This is a genomic window from Streptomyces sp. NPDC002566 (assembly GCF_042889585.1).
Taxonomy (GTDB): domain Bacteria; phylum Actinomycetota; class Actinomycetes; order Streptomycetales; family Streptomycetaceae; genus Streptomyces.
On record NZ_JBIARD010000001.1, the window covers coordinates 907,203 to 929,092 of the forward strand.

At 70.5% G+C, this 21,890-nt stretch carries 21 protein-coding genes and 1 pseudogene; 4 read left to right on the top strand and 18 right to left on the bottom strand.

Annotated elements, in window-relative coordinates; all coding sequences use genetic code 11:
• Positions 1-114 precede the first annotated feature (114 nt).
• The 6 genes and pseudogenes from ACFYXA_RS03855 to ACFYXA_RS03880 form a co-directional block, all read right to left on the bottom strand.
• Positions 115-2,031, bottom strand: a complete 1,917-nt coding sequence (locus ACFYXA_RS03855; protein ID WP_389027915.1) for a TerD family protein — start codon at positions 2,029-2,031, stop codon at positions 115-117.
• Positions 2,032-2,098: 67 nt separating this feature from the next.
• Positions 2,099-2,890: a hypothetical protein gene (locus ACFYXA_RS03860; RefSeq protein WP_389027917.1), complete on the bottom strand. Its 792-nt coding sequence runs from the start codon at positions 2,888-2,890 to the stop codon at positions 2,099-2,101.
• A gap of 253 nt (positions 2,891-3,143) precedes the next feature.
• Positions 3,144-3,473, bottom strand: a complete 330-nt coding sequence (locus ACFYXA_RS03865) for a YciI family protein (protein ID WP_389027919.1) — start codon at positions 3,471-3,473, stop codon at positions 3,144-3,146.
• Positions 3,474-3,481: 8 nt separating this feature from the next.
• Positions 3,482-4,081, bottom strand: coding sequence for a GNAT family N-acetyltransferase (locus tag ACFYXA_RS03870; protein ID WP_389027921.1), 600 nt, complete (start codon positions 4,079-4,081; stop codon positions 3,482-3,484).
• A 310-nt stretch (positions 4,082-4,391) separates the two neighbouring features.
• A pseudogene (locus tag ACFYXA_RS03875) lies at positions 4,392-4,700 on the bottom strand (HAD family hydrolase); the annotation flags it as partial.
• Positions 4,701-4,818: 118 nt separating this feature from the next.
• Positions 4,819-5,562 carry an SDR family oxidoreductase gene (locus ACFYXA_RS03880; RefSeq protein ID WP_389027923.1) on the bottom strand — a complete coding sequence of 248 codons (744 nt, stop codon included), beginning with the start codon at positions 5,560-5,562 and terminating at the stop codon, positions 4,819-4,821.
• A gap of 104 nt (positions 5,563-5,666) precedes the next feature.
• On the opposite strand from ACFYXA_RS03880, the gene ACFYXA_RS03885 reads away from it, so the two are divergent.
• Positions 5,667-6,515 (top strand): LysR family transcriptional regulator, encoded by an 849-nt coding sequence (locus tag ACFYXA_RS03885; protein WP_389027925.1) that lies wholly within the window; start codon positions 5,667-5,669, stop codon positions 6,513-6,515.
• Positions 6,516-6,549: 34 nt separating this feature from the next.
• Here ACFYXA_RS03885 and ACFYXA_RS03890 read toward each other — a convergent pair whose 3' ends face one another.
• The 4 genes from ACFYXA_RS03890 to ACFYXA_RS03905 form a co-directional block, all read right to left on the bottom strand.
• Positions 6,550-7,086, bottom strand: a complete 537-nt coding sequence (locus ACFYXA_RS03890) for an AAA family ATPase (RefSeq protein WP_389027927.1) — start codon at positions 7,084-7,086, stop codon at positions 6,550-6,552.
• A 99-nt stretch (positions 7,087-7,185) separates the two neighbouring features.
• Positions 7,186-7,953: a hypothetical protein gene (locus ACFYXA_RS03895; RefSeq protein WP_389027929.1), complete on the bottom strand. Its 768-nt coding sequence runs from the start codon at positions 7,951-7,953 to the stop codon at positions 7,186-7,188.
• A gap of 138 nt (positions 7,954-8,091) precedes the next feature.
• A complete protein-coding gene (locus tag ACFYXA_RS03900) occupies positions 8,092-8,937 on the bottom strand; it encodes an SDR family oxidoreductase (RefSeq protein WP_389027931.1) in 846 nt (281 codons plus the stop codon).
• Between the two features lie 100 nt (positions 8,938-9,037).
• Positions 9,038-10,003, bottom strand: a complete 966-nt coding sequence (locus ACFYXA_RS03905) for a helix-turn-helix transcriptional regulator (protein ID WP_389027933.1) — start codon at positions 10,001-10,003, stop codon at positions 9,038-9,040.
• A gap of 65 nt (positions 10,004-10,068) precedes the next feature.
• Here ACFYXA_RS03905 and ACFYXA_RS03910 point away from each other — a divergent pair, with 65 nt between their 5' ends.
• Positions 10,069-10,674, top strand: coding sequence for a TIGR03086 family metal-binding protein (locus tag ACFYXA_RS03910; RefSeq protein ID WP_130443049.1), 606 nt, complete (start codon positions 10,069-10,071; stop codon positions 10,672-10,674).
• 163 nt (positions 10,675-10,837) lie between these two features.
• On the opposite strand, the gene ACFYXA_RS03915 is transcribed toward ACFYXA_RS03910, so the two are convergent.
• The 5 genes from ACFYXA_RS03915 to ACFYXA_RS03935 all read right to left on the bottom strand — a co-directional run bounded on the left by ACFYXA_RS03915 (position 10,838) and on the right by ACFYXA_RS03935 (position 18,006).
• Positions 10,838-12,355, bottom strand: a complete 1,518-nt coding sequence (locus tag ACFYXA_RS03915) for an FAD-binding oxidoreductase (protein ID WP_389027935.1) — start codon at positions 12,353-12,355, stop codon at positions 10,838-10,840.
• 163 nt (positions 12,356-12,518) lie between these two features.
• The gene (locus tag ACFYXA_RS03920) at positions 12,519-14,246 is read right to left on the bottom strand and encodes an NAD(P)/FAD-dependent oxidoreductase (RefSeq protein WP_389027937.1); all 1,728 of its coding nucleotides are present in this window, start codon (positions 14,244-14,246) and stop codon (positions 12,519-12,521) included.
• Between the two features lie 207 nt (positions 14,247-14,453).
• Entirely contained in the window at positions 14,454-15,914 is a 1,461-nt protein-coding gene (locus ACFYXA_RS03925; RefSeq protein ID WP_352248273.1) for an FAD-dependent monooxygenase, read from the bottom strand.
• Between the two features lie 189 nt (positions 15,915-16,103).
• Positions 16,104-16,499, bottom strand: a complete 396-nt coding sequence (locus ACFYXA_RS03930; protein WP_351100178.1) for a TIGR03618 family F420-dependent PPOX class oxidoreductase — start codon at positions 16,497-16,499, stop codon at positions 16,104-16,106.
• 16 nt (positions 16,500-16,515) lie between these two features.
• Positions 16,516-18,006 carry an MFS transporter gene (locus ACFYXA_RS03935; RefSeq protein ID WP_389027940.1) on the bottom strand — a complete coding sequence of 497 codons (1,491 nt, stop codon included), beginning with the start codon at positions 18,004-18,006 and terminating at the stop codon, positions 16,516-16,518.
• A 188-nt stretch (positions 18,007-18,194) separates the two neighbouring features.
• Between ACFYXA_RS03935 and ACFYXA_RS03940 the strand changes: the two genes are divergently transcribed.
• A complete protein-coding gene (locus tag ACFYXA_RS03940) occupies positions 18,195-18,614 on the top strand; it encodes a helix-turn-helix domain-containing protein (RefSeq protein ID WP_352248277.1) in 420 nt (139 codons plus the stop codon).
• Positions 18,615-18,633: 19 nt separating this feature from the next.
• Here ACFYXA_RS03940 and ACFYXA_RS03945 read toward each other — a convergent pair whose 3' ends face one another.
• From ACFYXA_RS03945 to ACFYXA_RS03955, 3 genes are read right to left on the bottom strand one after another with little or no spacing between them, the layout of a single operon-like run.
• The gene (locus ACFYXA_RS03945; protein WP_352248279.1) at positions 18,634-19,185 is read right to left on the bottom strand and encodes a flavin reductase family protein; all 552 of its coding nucleotides are present in this window, start codon (positions 19,183-19,185) and stop codon (positions 18,634-18,636) included.
• 13 nt (positions 19,186-19,198) lie between these two features.
• Positions 19,199-20,509, bottom strand: a complete 1,311-nt coding sequence (locus ACFYXA_RS03950) for a cation:proton antiporter (protein ID WP_352248281.1) — start codon at positions 20,507-20,509, stop codon at positions 19,199-19,201.
• The gene (locus ACFYXA_RS03955; RefSeq protein WP_389027944.1) at positions 20,506-20,949 is read right to left on the bottom strand and encodes a nuclear transport factor 2 family protein; all 444 of its coding nucleotides are present in this window, start codon (positions 20,947-20,949) and stop codon (positions 20,506-20,508) included. The genes ACFYXA_RS03950 and ACFYXA_RS03955 overlap by 4 nt, the downstream gene beginning before the upstream one ends.
• 230 nt (positions 20,950-21,179) lie before the next feature.
• Here ACFYXA_RS03955 and ACFYXA_RS03960 point away from each other — a divergent pair, with 230 nt between their 5' ends.
• Positions 21,180-21,872 carry an antibiotic biosynthesis monooxygenase family protein gene (locus ACFYXA_RS03960; protein ID WP_352248285.1) on the top strand — a complete coding sequence of 231 codons (693 nt, stop codon included), beginning with the start codon at positions 21,180-21,182 and terminating at the stop codon, positions 21,870-21,872.
• The last annotated feature ends 18 nt before the right edge of the window (positions 21,873-21,890 follow it).

The window sequence follows — 21,890 nt, forward strand, 5'->3', positions numbered from 1 at the left end:
GGTAGGCACGGGTCGTACGGAACGACGAAGCTCCTGGTGGACGGGTCCTCGACCAAGATGACCCGTGTCCGCCAGGAGCTTAGGGCTGCCGCCCGCTACGCAAACGTGCTCCCTTCACTCGGCGATGTCGACTCCGTATCCGCGTGCGAGCGCGTCCAGGGCGTGGTCGTAGCCCTGGCCGACGGCACGTAGGCGCCAGACCGGGCCCCTCCGGTAGATCTCCGCGAGGAGCATCGTGCGTTCGGTGGTGGCGGCGTCCAAGGTGGCCCGTGCAAGTGGTGTCGCGCTGCTGCCGGGGGCCGCGCTGATCTGTATCGCGCCGACGGTCCCGAATGTCTCGTTGTCGTCGATGGCTGCGGCTACGACGACTTTGCGGGTTGTGGGTGGCAGTGAGGCCAGGTCGAGGGTGATCGTCTGCTCGGCTGGGCCACCGGTGAGCAGACGTACTGTTCCGGCGGGGCTTTCCGGGGCTCCGTAGAAGATGAAGTCCTCGTCGAAGCTGACCTGTTCGTCCTCGTCGACGAGGAAGGCGACGACGTCGACGTCGAAGCGGTATTGCGGGGTCCAGCCGGCGGTGATGTGCCACACGGGGAAGGGTGCTCCGGACGGCATGGGCAGATCGATGACACCTCCTCTGGGCAACACCGCCGGCCCTTGGGGGCGGGGAGTCGTCGGAGGCCGAACGGCGGTTGTCGGAGTGGTGAGCCATTCCGGTGCGTGTACGGGGAGCTCGAGGGCCTTGATACGGGGCATGCGCCGGTCGCCTTCCCCGCCGGGCAGGACTACGACGTCGGTGACGCCGGCGGACAGGTTGATCGCGGCGGAACCGCCGAGAGCGACGACGTGGGTGCGGGCCGCCGCGGCGTCGGAGTGGACGCCACCCACGACCAGGACCCGGTGTCCGGCCAGCGGTCTGTCCGGTACGCCCTCTGCGGCCGGCTCCTCGCGGCGTATCCCTGGTGCGGTCACCGTCGATGCAGCTGGTGCGCTCGGTGTTGCTGTCCGGCGGTCGGGGGCGGCATCCGCTGCGGGAGTGACCGGTGATGCGGGGGTGGCTCGCTGAGCTTCGGACTCGGTTGCAGCCGTCGCTGCCGTGGCCACAGAAGTCTCGAAGACTGTCCCCGGTTGTACGTCTGCGAGCAGGCGCAGGAAGGTGTGCTCGTCGATCACCGGTACGCCCTCGCTACGGGCGCGACGTGCCTTGGCCGAGTCCGACGCCGGCTCGTTGGTGACCAGCACGCCGGTGTGCCGGCTGACGGAGGCCATCATGTTCAGGCCGGCGGCAACGGCTCGCCCGATCAGCTCCGCACGGGCGTGGGCGGTTTCGCAGGTGATCGCGACCTTCATGCCTTGCCGGAGTGGTCCGCCGGGAGTCATCGGGCCGGGGTTGCGGTAGGCGCACGGAGTCTTGGGTGGCTTCGGCGTGAACTGTGACTCGGCCCGGGGTGGGCAGGTCACGAGTGGCAGTGGGAGGTCGAGCCGGGCCGCCTCGCGCAAGGAAGCCCGCAGGACGCCGACCAGTACACGGGTGTCGTCCAGTGCGTCGTGAGCGCGTTGCCGGGGGACGCCGTAATGGGCGGCGAGCGTGCCGAGCTTCAGGTCGTCGGTCGGGGGGTCGACCTGGCGGTTGAGGGCCAGGGTGCACAGTCGCTGCGAGACCGGAAGCCACATCCGCGCACGCGCGAACTCATGGGCGAGGAAGTCGTAGTCGAACTGGGCGTTGTGGGCCACCAGGACCCGGTCCTGAAGCATCGCCCCGATCTGCCCGGCGACCTGGGCGAAGGTCGGAGCGTCCCGCAGCCGCTCGGCGGTGAGCCCGTGCACTTCGATCGGCCCCGGGTCGCATCCCGGGTTGAGCAGCGTCGAGAACTCCCCGGTCTGTCGCCCTTCCGGGCTGACCGTCACCACTGCGACGGACAGTACTCGGTCTCGCCGGGGTATGAGTCCTGAGGTCTCCACGTCGATCAGCGCCCAGTCGTAGGCGTAGTCACCGACGGCGGGCATGTCCGGGCCGGCAGAGACGAGACTCATCGCGTGGTTGCCCAATCAAATCGGTGACGTGAGTGGCCTGGTGTTCCTGCCTCAGCGCGACTGACGGTCAAGGACAGGACTCATCGAACTTGACCGCCTTTAGCTTGACCGGCTGCCCGTTGAGCGATGCGCCGGCGGCCGGCTCCTGCGTACACACCTGCCAATTCGATTCGACCAGCACCCAACGGTCGTCCGGCAGGGCATCCTCCACCGTGAGGGAGACACCGGAATCCAGAGCGGAACGCGCGGCCTTCACCGACTTGCCGGCGAAGTTCGGCATCTTGCCGCCTTCGGCGGTCGGAGGCTTCTCGTCCTTCGCCGGGCAGTCCTCCGCAAGCTTCACGGCCCCGAAGTCGAGGTCGGTGTCGGTCGGCCTGGAGGTGCCGGCCTTCACGTTCTGACTGCATACCTTCCAGTTACGGTCGAACGCCTGCATACGTTCCCGGCCCAGTGCGTCGTGCGAAGTGAGCCCGTGGAAACCGGCTTCCTGCGCCTTGTCCTGCGCCGACTGCAGGCCCATACCCACGAAGTCCGGGACAGTCGCAGTCTTGGGCTTGTCCGCAGCCGGCTTGCTGTCGCCGGCGGTCTTGGCAGCTTCGCTCTGTGCGGGCTCGGCAGGGGCGGTCTTTGTCACGGTGACGGTGGGCTGTGGCTCACCTTTACTGCTGACGCTCGTCTTCTCGGCCTCGACGTTGCCGGCGGACCCGACGCCGACCCCGACGAAGAAGACGAGAAGCGTGACCGGAATCGCGATGCGCTTTCGCGCCCACTTCGGCTTGCCGCCGGGCTGCACAGGCGGCGGCCCGAACGGTGGCCCGACGAACTTCGGTCCCGCAGGCGGCGTCTGGTTGTACGACATGCGTCCCCCATGAAGAGATAGTTGCTAGATGAACGTAAGGGGTGCGAAGTGTCGGCAAGGTGACCGCGAGAGGGAAGTGACGAAATTGTGATGGCGGGGTGAACATTGTGCGGCTCTCTGTGCTCCGGCCTGAGTCCGCCTGCAAGACCACCATGCTGTTCCTGGACACCGGCACGACAGCGGTCTGGTCGGCTACCGCTTTGTCGGCGTGGGCGAGATGGTCGGGGTGCTGGAGCGTCTTCCCGTGGAGCGGTCAGTGACCTTGTGTCAGGACGTCCGCGAGGGCGGGGTGGGCCCTGCCGAGGGTGATCGTGGTGATGGTGTACTTCGCGACGCCGTTTGTGACGAACGGGTCCTGGGCGGTGATCTGCTCGATCGTGGCACGGTCGACGCCGTGCGCGATGATCGCGCCGCCGCCCTGGGTGGGGACACTCTGGCCGGAGACCAGGAACGTTCCGGCTGCGTGATGACGCTCCAGGTAGGCGACATGAGCGGGGATGAAGGGGCCGGCGTCCTGTTCGGTCGCGGTGTAGTGGAGTTGGAGCAGGTGCAGCATGGTGGCCTCCGTCGTGTCGTTGGGCACGGTGGGCATCATGGCACCCGCGCTGACCGGCGGGCCTGGCGGTCGGCTGTCGGCGTGGCCGTCGGGTGCCACTCGCGGCGCAGGAGGCCGAAGACCCAGGAGTCGGAGACGTCGCCGTTGACGACGCAGTCCTCGCGGAGGGTGCCTTCGCGCACGAAGCCGAGCTTGGCCAGGACGCGGGCGGATGCCACGTTGCGTGTGTCGGTCTCGGCCTGGACGCGGTTCAGGTCCAGGGTGTCGAACGCCCACCGCAGGACGGCGTGCGCGGTCTCCGTGGCGTAGCCGTGGCCCCAGGCGGAGGCGTCGAAGACGTAGCCCAGTGACGCGCTGCGGAAGTCCGGGTTCCAGCCGGTCAGTCCGCACCAGCCGATGAACGCACCGTCGGAGACCCGGTCGACGGCCAGCCGTGCTCCCGTGCCTTCCTCCTCGATCGTCCGGCAGGTCGCGATGAAGTGCCGGGCGCGGGCCGGTTCGGTCCACGGCGGGGAGTCCCAGTAGCGCAGTACGTGGGCGCTGCTGTGCAGTGCGTAGAGCGGCCCCGCGTCGGCGTCGGTGAACGGCCGCAATCGCAGGCGGGCGGTGTGCAGCTCTGGGGTGGGCAATGTCATGCGGAGGATCCTGCCGCCTCACGCTCGCCCCCGACCATCCGTTTGTCCGGACGGTAGGGGGCGCGTACGTCCCCGGTGATGCCGGACGCGCCACATGGGCCGTGAGTCCGCGGAGCCCTGTCGGCACGGCGAGCAAACGGCGGCCGTACTGGCGCACCCTCGGGACGCCGACCAGCCTCGCGCTGTACCGGACCTGCACGGACGGAGGTACCTCGTCCACTTCACCGGACCCAGGTTCACCGGTCACGCGCCGATCATGCCAGGTCAGGGGCGCCTTCGGGGTGTGGGTAGTGGGGCAGTGCTGACGTTCTCATCCCGTGACACCGGATGCGAGGGCCAGGATGTGAGGGACCGCCTCGCGAAGGCTGACGAAGTGGCGGTGCACGCCCTCCACCGGGACGGTGGCGGTCACACCCCACACCGTCATCCCGGCCCCCAGCCCGGACCGCACTCCGGACGAGGCGTCCTCGACGACCAGGCAGTCTCCCGGACTGGCGCCGAGCTGCTCGGCTGCTCGCAGACAGGGGACGGGAGAGGGCTTGCCCTCCTCGACGGCGGCCGCGTCCACGATCACGCCCGGCACCGGCAAACCCGTCCGCAGGAAACGGCCACGCACCCTTCGTGCGGCCCGGCCGCCCAGGTTCACCGGTCACGCGCCGACCATGCCAGGCAGCGGGCAGGCCATTGCGGGACATCTCAGGCAGGCACCGCCACGCGCACCCGCTATCGGAACCGCGTCACCACGGCACCTCCCCCTCGTCGTCGAAGAAGCGGCCCGTCGGTCCGTCGGTCGGTGCGGTGGCCAGGCGGATCGCGGCGGCTGCGCCCTGCTCGGGGGTGCGTACTCCCTGGAAGGCGTTGAGGTCGGTCGCCGTGTAGCCGGGGCAGACGGCGTTGATCAGGATGGGGGTGTCGGCCAGTTCCTTGGCGTACTGCACGGTGACGGCGTTGAGGAACGTCTTCGAGGGAGCGTAGGCGACGGAGATGGGGCCCACCTCGGCGCCGGGCGTGGTCTGGAGCGTGAGGGAGCCGACGCTGCTGGAGACGTTCACGATCCGTGGCGACGGGGAGCGGCGCAGCAGGGGGAGCAGGGCGTTGGTGACGCGGATGACGCCGATCACGTTGGTCTCCACGGCCGCCCGTACCCGGTCCACGTCGACCGTGGTGGGCTCCTGCGGTCCGCCGCCGGTGATCCCCGCATTGTTGACGAGCGCGTCGAGCCGCCCGACTCGCTCCTCCATCAGCCGAGCCGCCGCTGTCACGCTGTCGTCGTCGGTCACATCCAGCGGTACGCCGAACGCGTCGGCTCCGGCCGCGCGCAGCTTCTCCACAGCGGCCTCGCGCCGCTCCTCGTTGCGCGCGCCGACTCCGACGGACCAGCCGAGGGCGCCGAGCCCGGCGGCGATCTCGTATCCGATGCCCTTGTTGGCCCCGGTCACCAGCGCGACCTTGTGGTGGTTCACAGTGTTCGTCTCACTCATGACATCGATACTTCTCCCTCGCCGGGCAGGGCGTCCAAGACCGACTGGGTGTACGGCGATACCGCCCGGGTATCGCTCCTGGCCAGGACGGTTAGGCTGGCGGGGTGGAGACACGTGAGCTGCGGTACTTCGTCGCGGTCGCCGAGGAGCTGCACTTCGGCCGGGCCGCGCAGCGGCTCGGGATCGCCCAGCCTCCGCTGTCGCGGGCGATCGGCGGGCTGGAACGGCGCCTGGGTGCGCCCCTGTTGGAGCGCGGCAGCCGGGGCGTCGCCCTGACCGGGGCAGGGGCGGTGCTGCTGCGGGAGGCGCGGGCGGCGCTGGACGCCGTCGAGGCCGCCGAACGGCGCACCCGCCGGGCCGCCCTCGCGGCGACCGGCCGCCCCGCCGTGGTCCTGGCCGCGAAGGCGGGCGCCTCCAGCGAACTGCTGGCGAAACTCCTCGACGCCTACGCCGCCGAGCCCGGTGCTGTCGCCGTGGACGTCGTGCTGTGCGGGCCGGGCGAGCAGGCGCGGTTGCTGCACGACGGCCGGGCCGACGTGGCCCTGCTGCATCGGCCGTTCGACGACACGGCCGGCTTCGACAGCGAGGACCTGCACTGCGAGGGTCAGGTCGCGATCCTCCCGGCGGGCCACCCTCTCAGCGCCCGCCCCCATGTGCGGCTTGCCGAGATCACGGACATCCCCGACCTGCCCCTGCCCCGCTGGCCCCGCCCTGACGGCACCTTCCCGGACGGCCCCGGACCGCAGGTGCGCGATCACACGCAACTCACCCAGCTCATCGCGCTCGGCCGCGCCTGCGCGGTCGTGCCGGAGTCGGGCCGCACCGGCCTGCGCGAGGACCTCACCGCCGTACCGGTCCCCGACGCCCCGCACGTCACCACGGTCATCGCCTGGCCCCCGCACAGCCGCTCGACGGCGGTCGCGGGGCTGGTCCGCGCCGCCACCGCCCTGTGACCGACGGCGGCGAACGCCGGGAACCGTGCGTTCGTCAGGCGTGACTTCCGCTCTTGACGGCCGCTGCGATCTGCCGGGCGGCCTGGACGGGGGTGAGGTGTGTGGTGTCGACGACCTCCGCCTCGGCGTGCAGCCACGTGCGGGCCGCCTCGGCGTAGGGCTTGAGGTACTGGAGACGGAACGGGGAGTCGGGGCCGACGACGGTGTCGCCCGCGATGCGCCCGCGGAGGGTGTCCTGGTCGGCATGGAGGACGAAGTGCCGAACCTGAACGGCATGTCGGGCGAGGCCCGAGTTGATCTCGCGCCAGTACTGCTCGACCAGGACCGTCATGGGCATGATGAGGGTGCCGCCGGTGTACTCGAGGACGCGCCGGGCGGTCTCGACCACGAGTGGCCGCCACGGCGGCCAGTGCTGGAAGTTGTCCGTCGTGGGCAGACCCGGCGTGATGTCCATGAGTGTCTCGCCGACCTTCTCGGCGTCGAACACCCTTGAGTCCGGGATCAGTTGCTGCACGAGTGCACTGGTCGTCGTCTTGCCCGCGCCGTGGGTGCCGTTGAGCCATATGATCACGGGCTTCACGCTACGGAACTTGATCGGGGGATGTCGTGTGTTCGCCTGACGGGTGGCTTGAGCCGTATCGGCTCCGTCCGGAAGGGAGCGGCCACCCGCTCAGCCGGCCGGTGTGTTCCGTGTCGCCTCGCGTGCTTCGCTGAGGGCTCGCTGCCTGATGTCGCCGAACAACTGGATCGTGGTGGCGGCCAGGACGTCGTCCCTGCCGATGGTCCGCCTGTCTCCGCTGCGGTCGGACAGGTCCTGGAGGGGATTCTCGAAAGACGGAGGTTCGCCCGGCGTCCCCAGGGTGACCGTACCGAAACGCTTGATCCCGCCCTCGCGGACGACCATGGCCGCGTCCCGGGCGAGGTTCGTCAGGAACACGCTCGCGATTCCGTCCAGGTCGCGGAGCATCACCGGGACGGCCGTCGCCCCCTGGCTCCGCAGCAACCTCTTGATCCCGGCCTCGAACCTGTGGGCGCCGGCCACCGCACTCGGTCTGCGTGACCTGCTGCGCCTGGGAGAAGGCACGACGGCACCTTCGGCGTCGTACAGGACACCGGTCCCGTCCTTGAACGTCGGGCTGTGGCCGTACCACGTGTTCGCCACATCGACCTCGACGTTCCGGCCGATCGCCGAGAGAAGGTCCCCGGGGACCAGCTTTTTCCGGGCCTCCGCCGCCGCCGCGCTCCTCGCGCCGGCGATGATCTCCGTCAGCACTGTCCGCGTCACCGACGCGGCGGCCCACGCGGCCGTCCGGGAGACGTGCATCGGGGTCACGTCCCTGAACACCGCTTTGACGAGAGAAGGTGCGAACGGTGCGACATCCATGGCCGAGGCGGTCCCGGGACCGGGGCGCTCAGGGCGTGCGGGGTGTGCGGTCATCGCAAGAAGCTACCGTGCGGCACCCGCGTCCGCACGGATGGTCCGCCCCGGATCCGTGCGGGGGATGTCCGGATCCGGGGCGGTGCTGGGGCCCGCCGGCGCTGCCCGAAGGCGTCGGCGCCGGTCAGGGCGTCGCCGTCACTTGAAGGCGTGGACGTTGCGCTCGGCCCATCCGGCGAAGGTGCCGGCCGGGCGGCCGAGGATCCGCTCGACGTCCGGGCTGACCCGCTGCTCGGCGGGGAGCGGCGCGCCGAGGATGTCGAGGGTGCCGTCGATCACCGGCTCGGGCATGAACTGCGCCATGTGCTCGCGGGCCTGCTCGCGGGTCAGTTCCACGAAGCCCACCTGCTCGCCGAGGGCCTCGGCGAGCGCCGCAGCCTGCTCGCGCGGGGTGACGGCGGCCGGACCGGTCAGCTCGTACGTCTGTCCGGAGTGGCCCTCGTCGCGCAGGACCACGGCGGCGACCGCGGCGATGTCCGCCGGGTCCACGACCGGCAGGGCGACGTCGGCGAACGGGGCGACCACGGCGCGCTGGGTGCGGACGGTCTCGATCCAGGCGTAGGCGTTGGAGGCGAAGCCGCCCGGGCGCAGGATCGTCCAGTCCAGGCCCGAGGAGCGTACGGCCTCCTCGAACTCCCGGAGCCGGCCGTGCGAGAGGGCGTCCGGGCGGGTGCCGTTGATCTGCGAGGAGAGCAGCACCACGCGCCGCACGCCGGCCTGCGCCGCCGCGGCCAGGACCTCGACGGCGGGTGCGCCGCCGCCGAGCAGTTCACCGGCCAGCAGGATGAACAGGGCGTCCGCGCCGTCCAGGGCGGGGGCGAGGGTGACGGGATCGGCGAGGTCGGCGCGGACGTGCCGCGCTCCCTCCGGAAGGTCGTAGGAGAGGGGACTGCGGGACACGGCGGTGACCTTCTCGCCCGCCGCGGTGAGCGCCTCGACGAGCGGACGGCCGACGTTTCCGGAGGCTCCGGTGACAACGATCATGACAACTCCAAAGGTGTTGAGAAGAGGGGTGGTTGGGCCCGGTGGGGCTGTGTCTGCGACGTTAGCATCTTCCGTATAGTAGGTACCTAGAGGAAAGTGACTATCGGATCACCGCCTCACGGGCCGCTCCGTAGTTCGCCATGAGTGCCTGACCGAGGCGGGCCAGGTGCGCCCGTGCCCGGGGCGGGCCCACCACCTCGACCTGGGCCCCGAGACCCGCCAGCTGTGCGGCCAGCACCTCCAGCGACGGCCCCGCGGCCTCGATCTCCCGCCTGCCGTCCGCCAGCAGCCGGCCGATGCTCAGCCGCCCGCCGAACAGCCGCTGGAGCACGGGCAGGGCGTCCTGGTCCGCGTGTGCCGTGACCGTCGCCGCGAGCAGGCGGTCCTCCAGGCGGGCGGCGAGCGAGCGCCAGGCGGCGGCCAGGTCGAAGTCGGCGGGACGGCGGACCGGCTCGTCCGTCGGCTCGGCCGAGGTCACCCGGCCCAGGCGGAAGGAGCGCAGGCCGTCCGCGGTGCCCGCCACCATGTACCAGTGGCCCGCCTTGAGGACCAGCCCGAGCGGGTCCACGACGCGCTCGCGCGGCTCGTCGCCGGGGCGGGCGTAGCCGAGCCGGACCCGTACGCCGTCCAGCACCGCGCGCTCCAGGACCGTGCGGTGCGGGCCGACCGCTGTCATGGCGGTGCCCGACCAGTCCAGCTCGTCGACGATCCGCGCCCGGGACGCCGCCTCGGCCTGCGGGCGCAGTGGTTCCGGCACCGCGCGCAGTAACTTCCGTAAAGCGGAACGAAGTTCGGCGGAGGCCCCCGACGAGCCCGCGGCCAGGAACAGTGCCTGCACCTCCGGTGAGGTGAGTCCGGTCAGGTCCGTGCGCGCTCCGCCGACCAGCCGCCAGCCGCCGCCCCGGCCGCGCTGCGCGTAGACCGGGACGCCGGAGGCGGTCAGCGCCTCCAGGTCGCGTCGTGCGGTCCGCTCGGAGACCTCCAGTTCCGCGGCGAGCTCCGCGGCGGTCACCAGGCCGCGCGCCTGGAGGAACAACAGAGCCGCCACCAACCGGTCAGCTCGCATCAGTGATTCAGCCTTTCGTGGAAAGTGGCCGGGGGATGGCCTGTTTGGTCGGAAGACTCGATGGCATGACGAACCCGATGAACACCCCTGCCACGCCGGCCCCCGCTGACCCCCGCACCGGTCTGCTGAAGGCCGTCGACCTGGCGGGCGAGGTGCTCGCCGCCGTGCGGCCGGAGCACTACGACAACGCCACGCCCTGTCCGGACTACTCGGTGCGCCAGCTCTCCAACCACCTCGTCTCGGTCCTCCGCAGGGTCGCCGTCATCGGCGCCGGCGGGCAGTTCTTCAGCGTTCCGCACTTCGCCGAGGACGTCGCCGACGGCGCCTGGGACGAGGCCTGGGCGGCCGGTGCGAAGGAGCTGACGTCCGTCTGGAGCGACCCGGCGATCCTGGGCCGGGAGATCGGCCTGCCCTGGGGCCCCGTCCCCGGCGCCGTCGCCGCGGTCATCTACACCAACGAGTTCGTGCTGCACGCCTGGGACCTGGCCAAGGCGACCGGCCAGAGCCCGGAGTGGGACGAGAGCGTCCTGGCCGGCCCGCTGGCCGCGATGCACCGTGCCGTGCCCCGCGAACCGCGCGGTGGCCAGGTGCCGTTCGGCCCCGTCGTGGACGTTCCGGAGGACGCCCCGGCCATCGACCGCCTGGTCGGCTGGTACGGCCGGAAGCCCTGAGCCCGTCGCATCCGTCCCTCCCGCGGGAGGGACGCCCCGCGAGGCCGCCGGACCCCGTTGTCCGGCGGCCTCGCGCGTGTGCCCGCCCGTTCCCGCGGAGGCCTGGGGGAGGGGCGCCCGGGATCGGGCGGGCGGTCGGTGCGGCATCGTCGGACGAGGGCCGTCAGGCGGTGCCAATGGACTGCGGGAAGCGGAAGAACCGGTTCGGGTCGTACTTGGCCTTGACGCGGGTCAGCCGCGCGTAGTTCTCGGCGTAGTACGACGCCTTCCAGTCGGTCAGCGACGGGTCCATCCAGTTCTGGTAGGTCTCACCGTTAGACAGCGGGTCGATCGTGGCGAAGCCGTTGTCGATCCAGGAGTTCGCCACCGCCTTGGCCTCGTCGGTCACCTGGGCCGGGTCGTTGATCAGAACCCGGTAGTTGACCGAGAAGAGCGAGTCGCGGTGCACGTACGCCGTCGCGGTGCGCGAGATGTCGTTGGCGGCGCCGCCGAAGAAGTGGAAGTCCAGGTAACGCGCCTGGCCCGCCCTGCGGTTGGCGTCGAAGGCGGTCATCACGTCCGCCCAGCCGGCGGCGGAGTAGGGCTCGCTGCCCATGCGGGTGCGCTCCAGGCCGTAGGCCGGGCGGGACAGGGTGCCCTCGGGGGTCTTCCCGGAGCGCTGGCACTGGGCCTCGGTGAGAGTGGCACAGCCGAAGATCATCATCATCAGCTGCTGGTACGTCATGACACCGTCCTGACGCTGCAGCGGGGCACCGGTCAGCGCGAGCAACCGCGCCGTCTCACCGGCGAGTTCGGTGGGTGTGCCGCGCGAGGCGAGGAAGACGTTGGCCTGCGGCACCGAACCGGGCGCGGCGTCGGGCTGCACCACGTAGGCGCCGCCGCCGATCGTGTCCGGGGCGTCCACCAGCCACCGGGCCACACCGTCGAGGACGTCGGCCATCCGGTCGTAGGGGAAGATCAGGTTGCTGATGGCCGTCTGGTCGCCGCTGTGCGGGGTGACCGTGAACTTCGTGACGATGCCGAAGTTGCCGCCTCCGCCGCCGCGCAGGGCCCAGAACAGGTCGGTGTTCTGCTGTGCCGACGCGGTCACCACGCGCCCGTCGGCGAGCACCACCTGTGCGGAGGTCACCGCGTCGCAGGCCATGCCCGTCGGCCGGGTCAGGAAGCCGAAGCCTCCGCCCTGGAGGAAGCCGCCGGCGCACACGGTCGGACAGCCGCCCTCGCTGACCACCAGGTGGTGCGGGGCGAGCGCGTTGAGGATGTTGACGTTCTGGGCGCCCGGGCCGATCTCCACCGACGAGGCGCTCTGCACCGTCACGGCGTTCAGCCGGGACACGTCGATGATCATGCCGGGGGTCGTGGACCAGCCGCCGTAGTTGTGGCCGCCGCTGCGGACCGCCGTGCGGACGCCGTAATCCTGGGCGAAGCGCACGCAGACCGAGACGTCCGCCGCGCTCGCGCAGTAGGCGACCGCCTGCGGGTTGACGGAGTCGAACTGCCCGAGCTCCACCTGGCGGGCGACCGTGTAGTAGGGGTCGGTGGGCAGCACCAGCTTGCCCGAGAGCTTGCTCGCGAGCCGGCTCCACGGCGTCGTCGAGCCTTCGGCGGCGAGGGAGGCCGCGGGTACGAGGGCGATGCCGGCGGCGGTGCCGGCGCTGAGCAGGGTTCTACGACTGATCACACGGTGTCCCAGAGTCGAAGCGGTCGGGTGCTGGCAAGTCGGTGCATGGGCCCGCACGGGGACGGGTGCACGGGGGTCGGCACCAGGCCCCGTGCGGGCCGGTCTGAGGGGGGCGGTCAGCGCGCGTGCCTGGCGTCGCGGGCCTCGCGACACGCCCCGGGGTTCAGGAGACCTTGCGGCCGCGCGCGGCGGACTTGACGACGCCCTTGAGCATCGAGCGGCCCAGGTCGCGCATCTCCTTGGGGCCGTTGGTGCTCGCCCACCACATGAACTTGATCATCGTGGGGGTGGTGGCCCGGTAGAAGCGGTGGTCCTCGCCGTCCTTCCAGCCGAACGGCGTGTTGACCGACTCGCAGTCGTTGATGGCCTGGAAGACGATGTCGGCCGCCTTGTCGCCGTCGATCTCACCGGCCTCGTACTTCAGGCACGTCTCGTGCGTGACGTCGAGCAGGTGCTTGAAGGCGTGGCTGTCCGGCCACCACAGGCCCGGGTAGGGGGCGTTCTCCATCTCCCGGAAGTGCCGGTCGTCGCCGTCCAGGGAGAACTCCTGGCGGGCCTGGATCTGCCGCATGGTGGCGGGCGTGGTGAAGCAGGCCCAGACCCTGAACACGGCGTTCCAGAGCCGGAAGTGGGAGAACGCGATGTAGGAGCTGTTGACGATCATGTCGTTGTACGTCAGCAGCCCCTGCTCCAGGCGCTCGACGTACTCGAAGCGCTTGGCGGAGAAGTCGTCGTCGCGCAGCGCCTCCAGGACGCGGTAGCACAGGGCGTCCACGACCTCGAAGGTGTTGGACAGGCCGCGCGAGTACAGCGGGTCGACGAAACCGGCGGCGTGCGACATCAGGCACCAGCGGTCGCCGACCGTCTGCTTGGACGAGTACTGGATCCGGTCCGGCGTCGACACCCACTCGCGCACCCGCCGCGCGCCCTCGAACTGGCGCTTCACGGCCGGGTACATGTCGAGGTAGTGGTTGAACTCCTCGTCCGGGGTCATGTTCTCGGGCTGCGGGTACAGCCGCTCGTCGAAGGTGAGGCCGACGCTGCAGACGGGGTTGCGGGAGTCCTCGTAGTTGTCGAACGGGATGATCCAGAACCAGCCGCGCTCGATCAGGTGGTGCAGGGTGCCGCCGTGGAACGGGGACTCCGCCGGCGGCCGCAGCGCCTCGGGGTAGTTGCACACGTCGTCGTACGGCTTGATGCCGACGTAGTGCGTGAACAGCGAGCGTGCGTGGTGCTTGATCCGCGAGGGCTTCTCCCGCAGGTCGAACTTCTGGGCGAGCGGCGAGCGGAAACCGCTGGCGTCGATGAGGTACTTGGCGCGGAAGACCTCGCCGCTCTGGCCCGTGACGGTGACGCCGTCGTCGTCGAAGTCGAGGTCGGTGGCGCGCCAGTTCTGGCGCAGGGTGCAGCCGTACTTGGCGGCGACGTTGAAGTAGTAGGTGTCGGTGTCCTGGCGGAACATGTGCGTCGCCTCGGTGAGCATCTTCGGGATGACGAACATCGTCGCCTCGCGCGGGTCCGGCTCCCGGTTGGGCACGTGCCGTACGAATCCGAAGCTCTGCTTTCTGCCGTGGTGGGCGCCGATGTACTTGGTGACGGCCTTGACGTCGAGCAGGTGCTTGATCTCGGGGACGTCATAGCGCACGGCGAGGATGTGCAGCCACTCCACGAGCTGCGGGTTCTGTGACTCGCCGACCGCGAACCGCGGGTGCTGGCCGGCGTCGACGAGCACCACTTTCGCGCCCTGCCGGGCCAGGATCGCGCCGGTGATCGAGCCGCCGATCCCGGCGCCCAGGATGACGACGTCGCACTCGGTCCACTCGCCGGCCTTCGGCGCGCTCTTCTGTGTGTCGGTCTTGGTGGGCATCTTCGTCTCGGCCTTGCCGGTCAACTCGGAACTCCTCTTCTGACGAACGGGCGGCGCACCTCGTCGGCGCCGGTCGGTGGGGGAACGGGCTGCGGTTCTGCAGCGCCTCAAGGGACGCGGGGCCCGTATCGGTGTGCGGCTACCGCCGCGTGGGCGCGACCGGCCACAACGGATCCGCAGACGACCGACGGCCTGTCGCGGCCTTCCCGTCGCGGCCTCCCCGCGGAGCGCTTACGCGCCGAACCAGCGCTGGAGGGCTTCGGTCAGTCCCTCGGCGGAGCCGTCCGTCCCGACCCAGGCGATGTAGCCGTCGGGACGCACCAGCAGGTCGGCGGCCGGGGCGTCGGGGTCGGGCCGGGAGGCGGCGACCACGTCGACACGGTCGGACCATCCGGCGGCGGCCGCGGTGAGGGCCTCGCCGCCCCGCAGGTTCAGCAGCAACGGGCGGCCTCGGGTGAGCAGTTCGTACGTGCTCGTCTTCTCGTCCCCGGCCAGCAGCTCCTGGTCGGGCAGCCGGCGGCCGAGCAGCGGGTGGCCGCCCTCGCCCATGTCGTAGGTGATGTCCAGGCCCGTGACCAGACCGACCAGGTGGCGGCGGACCTCCTCGATGCCGACCAGCTCACCGAAGAGTTCCCGCAGCGGCTGCATCTCGGGGCCGCCGAGGTACAGGGAGCGCTGCACGAGGGTGTTGGCGACGATGCGGGCGCCGACGGGGTGCCGCTCGGAGTGGTAGGTGTCCAGCAGCCCCTCGGGCGCGTACCCCTTGATCGCCGCGGCCAGCTTCCAGCCGAGGTTGACCACGTCGCCGACGCCGGCGCTGATGCCCTGGGCGCCGATGGGCAGATGGATGTGGGCGGCGTCGCCCGCGAGGAAGACCCGGCCCTTGCGGTACTCGGCGGCCTGGCGGCTGGCGTCGGTGAAGTAGCTGCTCCACAGCGGCCGGTAGCCGGTGATGTCCTCGCCCGTGACGCGCTGGAAGGAGGCGGCGACCTCGGGGAAGGTGGGCGGCTCCTGGGTCGGGCGGACGCCGGCGCCGCGTTCGAAGACGACGACGCGGGTGGCCTGCGGGCCGAGCGGGAGCACCACGACCATGCCGGACTCGCCGACCTCGCCGGTGGGGCGGATGCGCAGCTCGTTGGTGGCGACGTCGGCCATCAGCATCTCGATGGTGGCACTGGTGCCGGGGAAGTCGATGCCGGCCAGGCGGCGCACGGTGGAGCGGGCGCCGTCGCAGCCGACCAGGTAGGGGGCGCGCAGCGTCTCGACGCCGGCGGCGGAGGTGACCTCCACCGTGACGCCCGTGTCGTCCTGGGTCATGCCGACGACCTCGTGCCCGCGGCGGATCTCGGCGCCGAGGCCGGCGGCCCACGCGTGGAGAATGGCCTCGGTCCGCGACTGGGGAACACCCCGGACGCCGAAATTCCCGCCCTCGATGATGCGATAGTCGATGGGCAGTCCACCGAAATGCCCGAAGGGTATCGTCTCGAGTTCGCCGAATTTGTCGAGAAGTCCGCGCTGGCCGAACTCCTCGATCGTGCGAGCGGAGAATCCGAGTGCCCGGGACTGCTGCATGGGCTCGGTCAGGCGGTCGAGCACGACCACCGACAGTCCGGACAGGCGGAGTTCACCGGCGAGCATCAAGCCGGCAGGGCCGGCGCCGGCGACGATCACATCGGCATGAAAACGGTCCATGTTTCCTCTCCCAGTGGATTTTTCACCAGTATTCCGGGGGAGTGAGGGAATCTGAACGGCCGCAAGTACAGGTCTGTGACAAATTGCGTCAGAGGTTCTGCAGCCGGGTCGGGCGGCGGAAAAGGGCGAGGGTGCCGGAAGACTTCCGGCACCCTCGGGGCGGTTCGGCACGGGATCGGCGGCCCGGGCTCAGATCAGGCCCATCACCTTGTCGACCTGGATCTCGATCACGACCAGGCCCGGCGGCTCGGGCGGCGGTGACCAGTACCGCTTGGCGTACCGCCGCACCCCCTCCTGGACTCGTAACGGGTCGTCGTGGACGGTGGCGGCGCCTTCCAGGGTGAGCCAGTGGGGCCCCGCCGTCTGGCAGAGGGAGACCCGGCCGCCGGGTGCGGCCAGCACGTTCCTGGCCTTGCGCCGGCTCACCGCGGTCATGACCCGTGCCAGACCCGCGTCGCCGTCCCAGGTGAAGCGCACGGGCGTCACATGGGGCGTGCCGTCGGGGCGGAGGGTGGTGAAGGTGCACAGGTGGTTCTCGGCGAGGAAGCCCTCGGCCGCGGAGGACAGATGCGGTGACGTCGGCATGGCGGGTCTTCCTGTCTCAGGCGTGGGCGGGGCCGGCGGCCGGCTGTTCCGACGCCCTGGTGAAGGGCAGCAGGATCAGCGTGAGCACCAGGCCCGCCGCGGCGAAGCAGGCGCCCGCGAGGAACGCGTCGTGGAAGACCTCGGTGCGCGCCTCGGTCACCCGCGCGGGCACCCCGTCCGCCCACTTCGTCAGCTCGTCGACCTTGCGGAAGGCGTAGGTGGCGGCCACGGCCAGGCCCAGGGCGCCGCCGACCTCCTGCGCCGTGTTGATCAGGCCGGCGGACAGACCGGACTCGTCCTCGTCGGTGCCCGAGAACGCGGCGACCTGCACCGGCACGAACGACAGACCGAGACCCAGGCCGGAGATCAGGAAGGCGGGCAGCAGGTCCACGACGTAGGAGGCGTCGGAGGGGGCCCGCCACAGCAGGAACATGCCCACGCTGGTCAGGGTCAGGCCGGTCATCAGCACCGGCTTGGCCGCGACCTTGGTGACCAGCTGGGAGGCGATGCCCGCGCCCACGGCGACGATCACGGCGAGCGGGACGTAGGCCAGACCGGTCTTCAGGGCCGACCAGTTGAGGACCTGCTGCATGAACAGGCTGGCGAAGAAGAACAGCGTGACGCAGGTGCCGAGCAGCAGCACGGCGACGACGTTGGAGGCCCGCAGCGACTTGCGCTTGAACACCTGGAGCGGAATCAGCGGAGCCTCGGCGCGGCGCTCGATCAGCAGGAACGAGATGAGCAGGACCGCGGAGAGGGCGAAGCCGCCGTAGACGCGGGCCATCGGCACGTCGGAGTCGTCGACGGTCTGGCCGAGGCTGAAGATCAGCAGCACGAGACCGGCGGTCAGCGTCACGGCGCCGGCGACGTCGAAGGACTTGCTGCGCTCGGCCGCACGGCTCTCGGCGACGATCTTGGGGGCGATCAGGGCGCAGACCAGGCCGATCGGCACGTTGACGAAGAAGATCCAGCGCCAGCCCGGACCGTCGGTGAGCAGACCGCCCAGGGTGACGCCGGCGACGGCGGCGATACCGCTGAGCGCGCCCCAGGCGCCGAGGGCCTTGTTGCGCTCGGCGCCCTCCTCGAAGTTGTTGGCGAGCAGGGACAGCGCGGCGGTCGCGATGAACGCGGCACCGAGGCCCTGGGCACCGCGCGCCACGATCAGCATGGCCGCGCTCTGCCCGAACCCGGCGAACAGCGAGGCGAGGGCGAACAGGACCAGGCCGGTCTGCAGCATCCGGCGGCGGCCGAAGGCGTCGGCCAGCCGGCCGGCCAGCAGCAGGAAGCCGCCGAGCAGCATGCCGTACGTGGTGACGATGTACTGCAGGGACGTCTGGGAGATGTTCAGCTCGTCCTCGATGGTCGGCAGGGCCACGTTGACGATCGACACGTCGAGGAAGGTCATGAAGCCGGCCAGGCAGAGGAACGCCAGGATGAGTCCCGGGCGGCGCGGCGGCTCCGTTTCGGCGGTGTGGCGGGGAAGGCGCATCGACTCTTGGGTCGACATGTCGCTCCTAAGGGGATGTGAAGGAAGGGTTCCGTAGGGCGGGAAGTGCGGCTTGATCAGGGACGGGACGGCCGCACGGAAGGACATGGCGCGGGACCGGGAGCGGGGGACCGCTCACCGTCTTCTGGGAAGCTAGCATCCTGGGTAAAGTAGGTACCTAGAGGAAAGTGACTTCCTGGGAGGTTCGAATGGCAGACAGCACCGGCGCCATGGGCGCCACCACGCTCGGCGGGAAGGTCGACTCGGAGCTGGCGTGCCCGGTCTCCCCGGTGGTCGACATCGTCTTCAGCCGCTGGACGACGCCGATCCTGTGGACGTTGAACGAGTTCGGGCGGCAGCGTTTCGTCCAGCTCCAGCGCAACATCCGCACCATCACGCCGAAGGTGCTCACCCAGCGGCTGCGCCAGATGGAGCGCGACGGCCTGGTGGTGCGCACGTACCACCCCGAGGTGCCGCCCCGGGTGGAGTACGAGATCAGCGAGCTCGGCCGCAGCCTGGCGCCGATCTTCGCCCACCTCGCCGAGTGGTCCACGGAGAACCTCCGCAAGGTCGAGCGGGCCAGGCGGGAGTTCGACGAGGCCGACGAGCAGATGCCGGCGACGCGCTGAGACGCGCCCGGCGCCGCCCTCAGCCACGGGCGGGCTCCGGGACGTCGCTGTCGAGGACGCGCATGGCGCCCTTGTAGAAGACCAGCGGGTCGGCCTCCTCCCCGGAGGAGCCCAGGGCGGTGACCTCGCCGACCACGATGGCGTGGTCGCCGCCGTCGTACTCCTCGGCGAGACGGCACTCGAGGAACGCCAGGGCGTCGGTGAGCACGGGCAGCCCGTTCGCGGAGCGGTGGTGCGGGACGTCCGCCAACCGGGCCGACTCGCGGCCCGAGAACTTCCAGGCGAGCCCCGCCTGACTGTGCGTCAGGAAGTTCACCACGAAGCCTCGGGAGCGCTGGAGGACCGGGCGCAGCCGGGACTGCCGGTGCAGGCAGAACAGCACCAGCGGCGGCTGCAGCGAGACGGACGTGAAGGAGTTCACCGTGGTGGCGGCGCTGCCCTCGGGGCCGCCGGTGGTGATGACGGTGACGCCGGTGGCGAAGTTGCCGCACACCGTGCGCAGCGCACGGCCGTCGACCGGCGGTTGCGGCAGGTGTCTGCCGTGCTGGGACAATGGCTGGACGGATGTCACGAGAGCCCCCTCGTCAGGTGTGCGGCGCGGTCGCGTCCGCGGCGGTCGTACGAACCTTCCGGGTCTCGCCGGCCGTGAGGTGCTCGCGCCGGGACAGCAGCGGGGCCGCCATCGCCGTCGTCACGAGGGCCATGATCACCAGCATGGTGAACATCCGGCCGTCCAGCACTCCGAGGCTCACGGCGGCGTTGAGGATGATGAGTTCGGTCAGGCCACGGGTGTTCATCAGCACGCCCAGGTCCTTGGCCTCGCGCCAGGACAGACCGAAGAGCCGGGCCGGGACGATCGCGCCCAGCAGCTTGCCCGCGCAGGCCACGCCGACGACCAGGAACAGGGCCAGGTAGTCGGTCGCCGTCAGCGCGCCGAGGTCGACACCGAGGCCGGTGACGATGAAGAACACCGGCAGGAGCACGACGCTGACGTCGTCCAGCGGCCGGCGCAGGTGCGCCGCGAGCACCCGCCGGGGTTCGCGCGGCATGACGAAGCCGAACAGGAACGCGCCGAAGATCTGGTGGATGCCGATCCACGAGGTCAGCCACGACGAGGCGAACACCCCGGCGCACAGCACCGCGAGCAGCACGTTCCAGCGCTCCATGGCGGCCCACCGCCACACCAGCCGGGACACCAGCGGCCGCACCACCAGGAACATCAGCGCCACATAGACGACGCTGAGCGCCCCGATCCTGGCCAGGCCCGCGTAGTCGCCGTCCGAGCTGACCAGCGCCGACACATACGCCAGCAGACACCAGGCGAGGACGTCGTCGATCGCGGCGCTGGCCAGCGACAGCGCGCCGACCCGGGTCTCCATCAGCCGGTTCTCGGACAGGATCCGCGCCAGCACGGGGAACGCCGTCACGGACATCGCGGTGCCCATGAAGGTGGAGAACGCGATGAAGGAGATGTGGTGTCCGGCCACCGTGTCGTGATGCGGATACAGGACGACCGCCGCGGCGACGCCCAGCCCGAAGGCGAGCACGATGGACGACAGCGACACGCCGGCCGCGAGGCGCGCGTACGGGCGTATCACCCGCCGCTCGAACTCCCAGCCCACCACGAACATGAACAGGACCAGACCGACCTGGGAGACCGCCGACAGCAACGGACGGACGTCGGCCGGGAACAGCGCTCCCGTCGGATCGCCGGGCAGCAGGCCGAGGAGGCTCGGGCCCAGGACGATGCCCGCGGTGATCTCGCCGATCACCTTGGGCTGCCCCAGCTTCCGGGCCAGGGCCCCGAGAGCGGCGCCGACCAGCAGGATCACGCCGATGTCCAGCAGCATGGTCGCGATCTGCTGCTCCTTGATCCCGGCCGCCAGCGCGGTCATCCGGTGCCACCCGGAAGGGGCGGGCTGCCCGTCGACCACACCAGCCGGAACGACAGCTCCGTCAGCCGCCAGCCCCGCTCGGTGCGCCGGGCCGCGCCGTGCACGAGGGTGCCGGCGACGAACAGCGGATCGCCGGGTGTGTCCGGGTGGTGTACGTGGGTGGAGACCAGGTTGGCGCGCAGGACCGCACTGTCCTCGCCGGTGAGGGCGACGACCGCGGGGGAGTTGAGGTGCTGGGTGCGCGCGAAGGCCTCCAGCGCCTTGCGGTGCCAGTCGGCGAGTCCCTCGACGCCCTCGTGCCGGGCCATCGGGAACTCGACGCGGGCGTCGTCGCTGAACAGCGCCCGCGCCCACGCGTCATCGAGTTTCTCCTCGTCGAGATCGATGAGATATCGGTCCAGCAGGGTGCTGATTTCGGCTGCTGACGTGACGGAATTCATCGCTCGATCATCGCCCGAGGGCCATTGGTTGCCCAGGGCACTTGTCGAAGACCTGACGTAGCTGCCGAAGATCTGACGCGGGCGGCAAAGACCTGACAATCCACGCGCAGTCCTGAACACAACGGTCTTCAACCCGACTTGTCGGCTTGTCATGCTGATCGGGAAGCACCGACCCGGCAATTACGAGTTCTGCTTCTTTCACCAACCGATCGACCGGAAGAGAAGAGAGAATGCCGAAGATCGCAGCCGATGGTAAGAACCTGACCGTCCTCAACCTGTTCTCGACCGACTCCGCCGAGAAGCAGGACAGCCTGCTCGCCGCGATGCGCGAGATCGTCGACGCCGCGGCCTACGAGGGCTGGCAGTCCAGCACCGTGCACAGCGGGCAGACCAAGTTCGGCACCGCCAACTTCATCCAGTGGCGCTCCACCGAGGACCTGGAGGCCCGTTACGCCGGCGAGGAGTTCAAGCACCGCACGCTGCCGCTGTTCGGTGAGATCACCACGGCGATCCGGCTGCTGCAGAACGAGGCGGTCTTCACCCAGCAGAAGCCCGGCGCCGGCGAGACCGAGATCGGTCCTGACCGCGACGACTACACGGTCATCGACCTGTACGGCGTCACCGAGAAGCACCAGGACGACCTGGTCGAGGCCCTCGGCCCCGCCCAGGACTGGCTGCAGAAGGTCCCGGGGTACCGCAGCCACACGGTGCTGCGCGGCCTGCGCGGGCGTGGCATCGAAGGCAAGTGGGTCGTCGTCTACTCGCAGTGGGACAGCAAGGAGGCCTACGACGCGTTCCTCGATCAGCCGGGCGCCGAGCGGTCGGCGGAGCGGCAGAAGACCGACGCCCGGGTGGACGCGCTGGCCATCTGGCGGGACTCCAACACCTACCGCGTGGTGCACACCCGCTCGGCGGGCGAGTGACGGCCCGGGCCGTCGGCC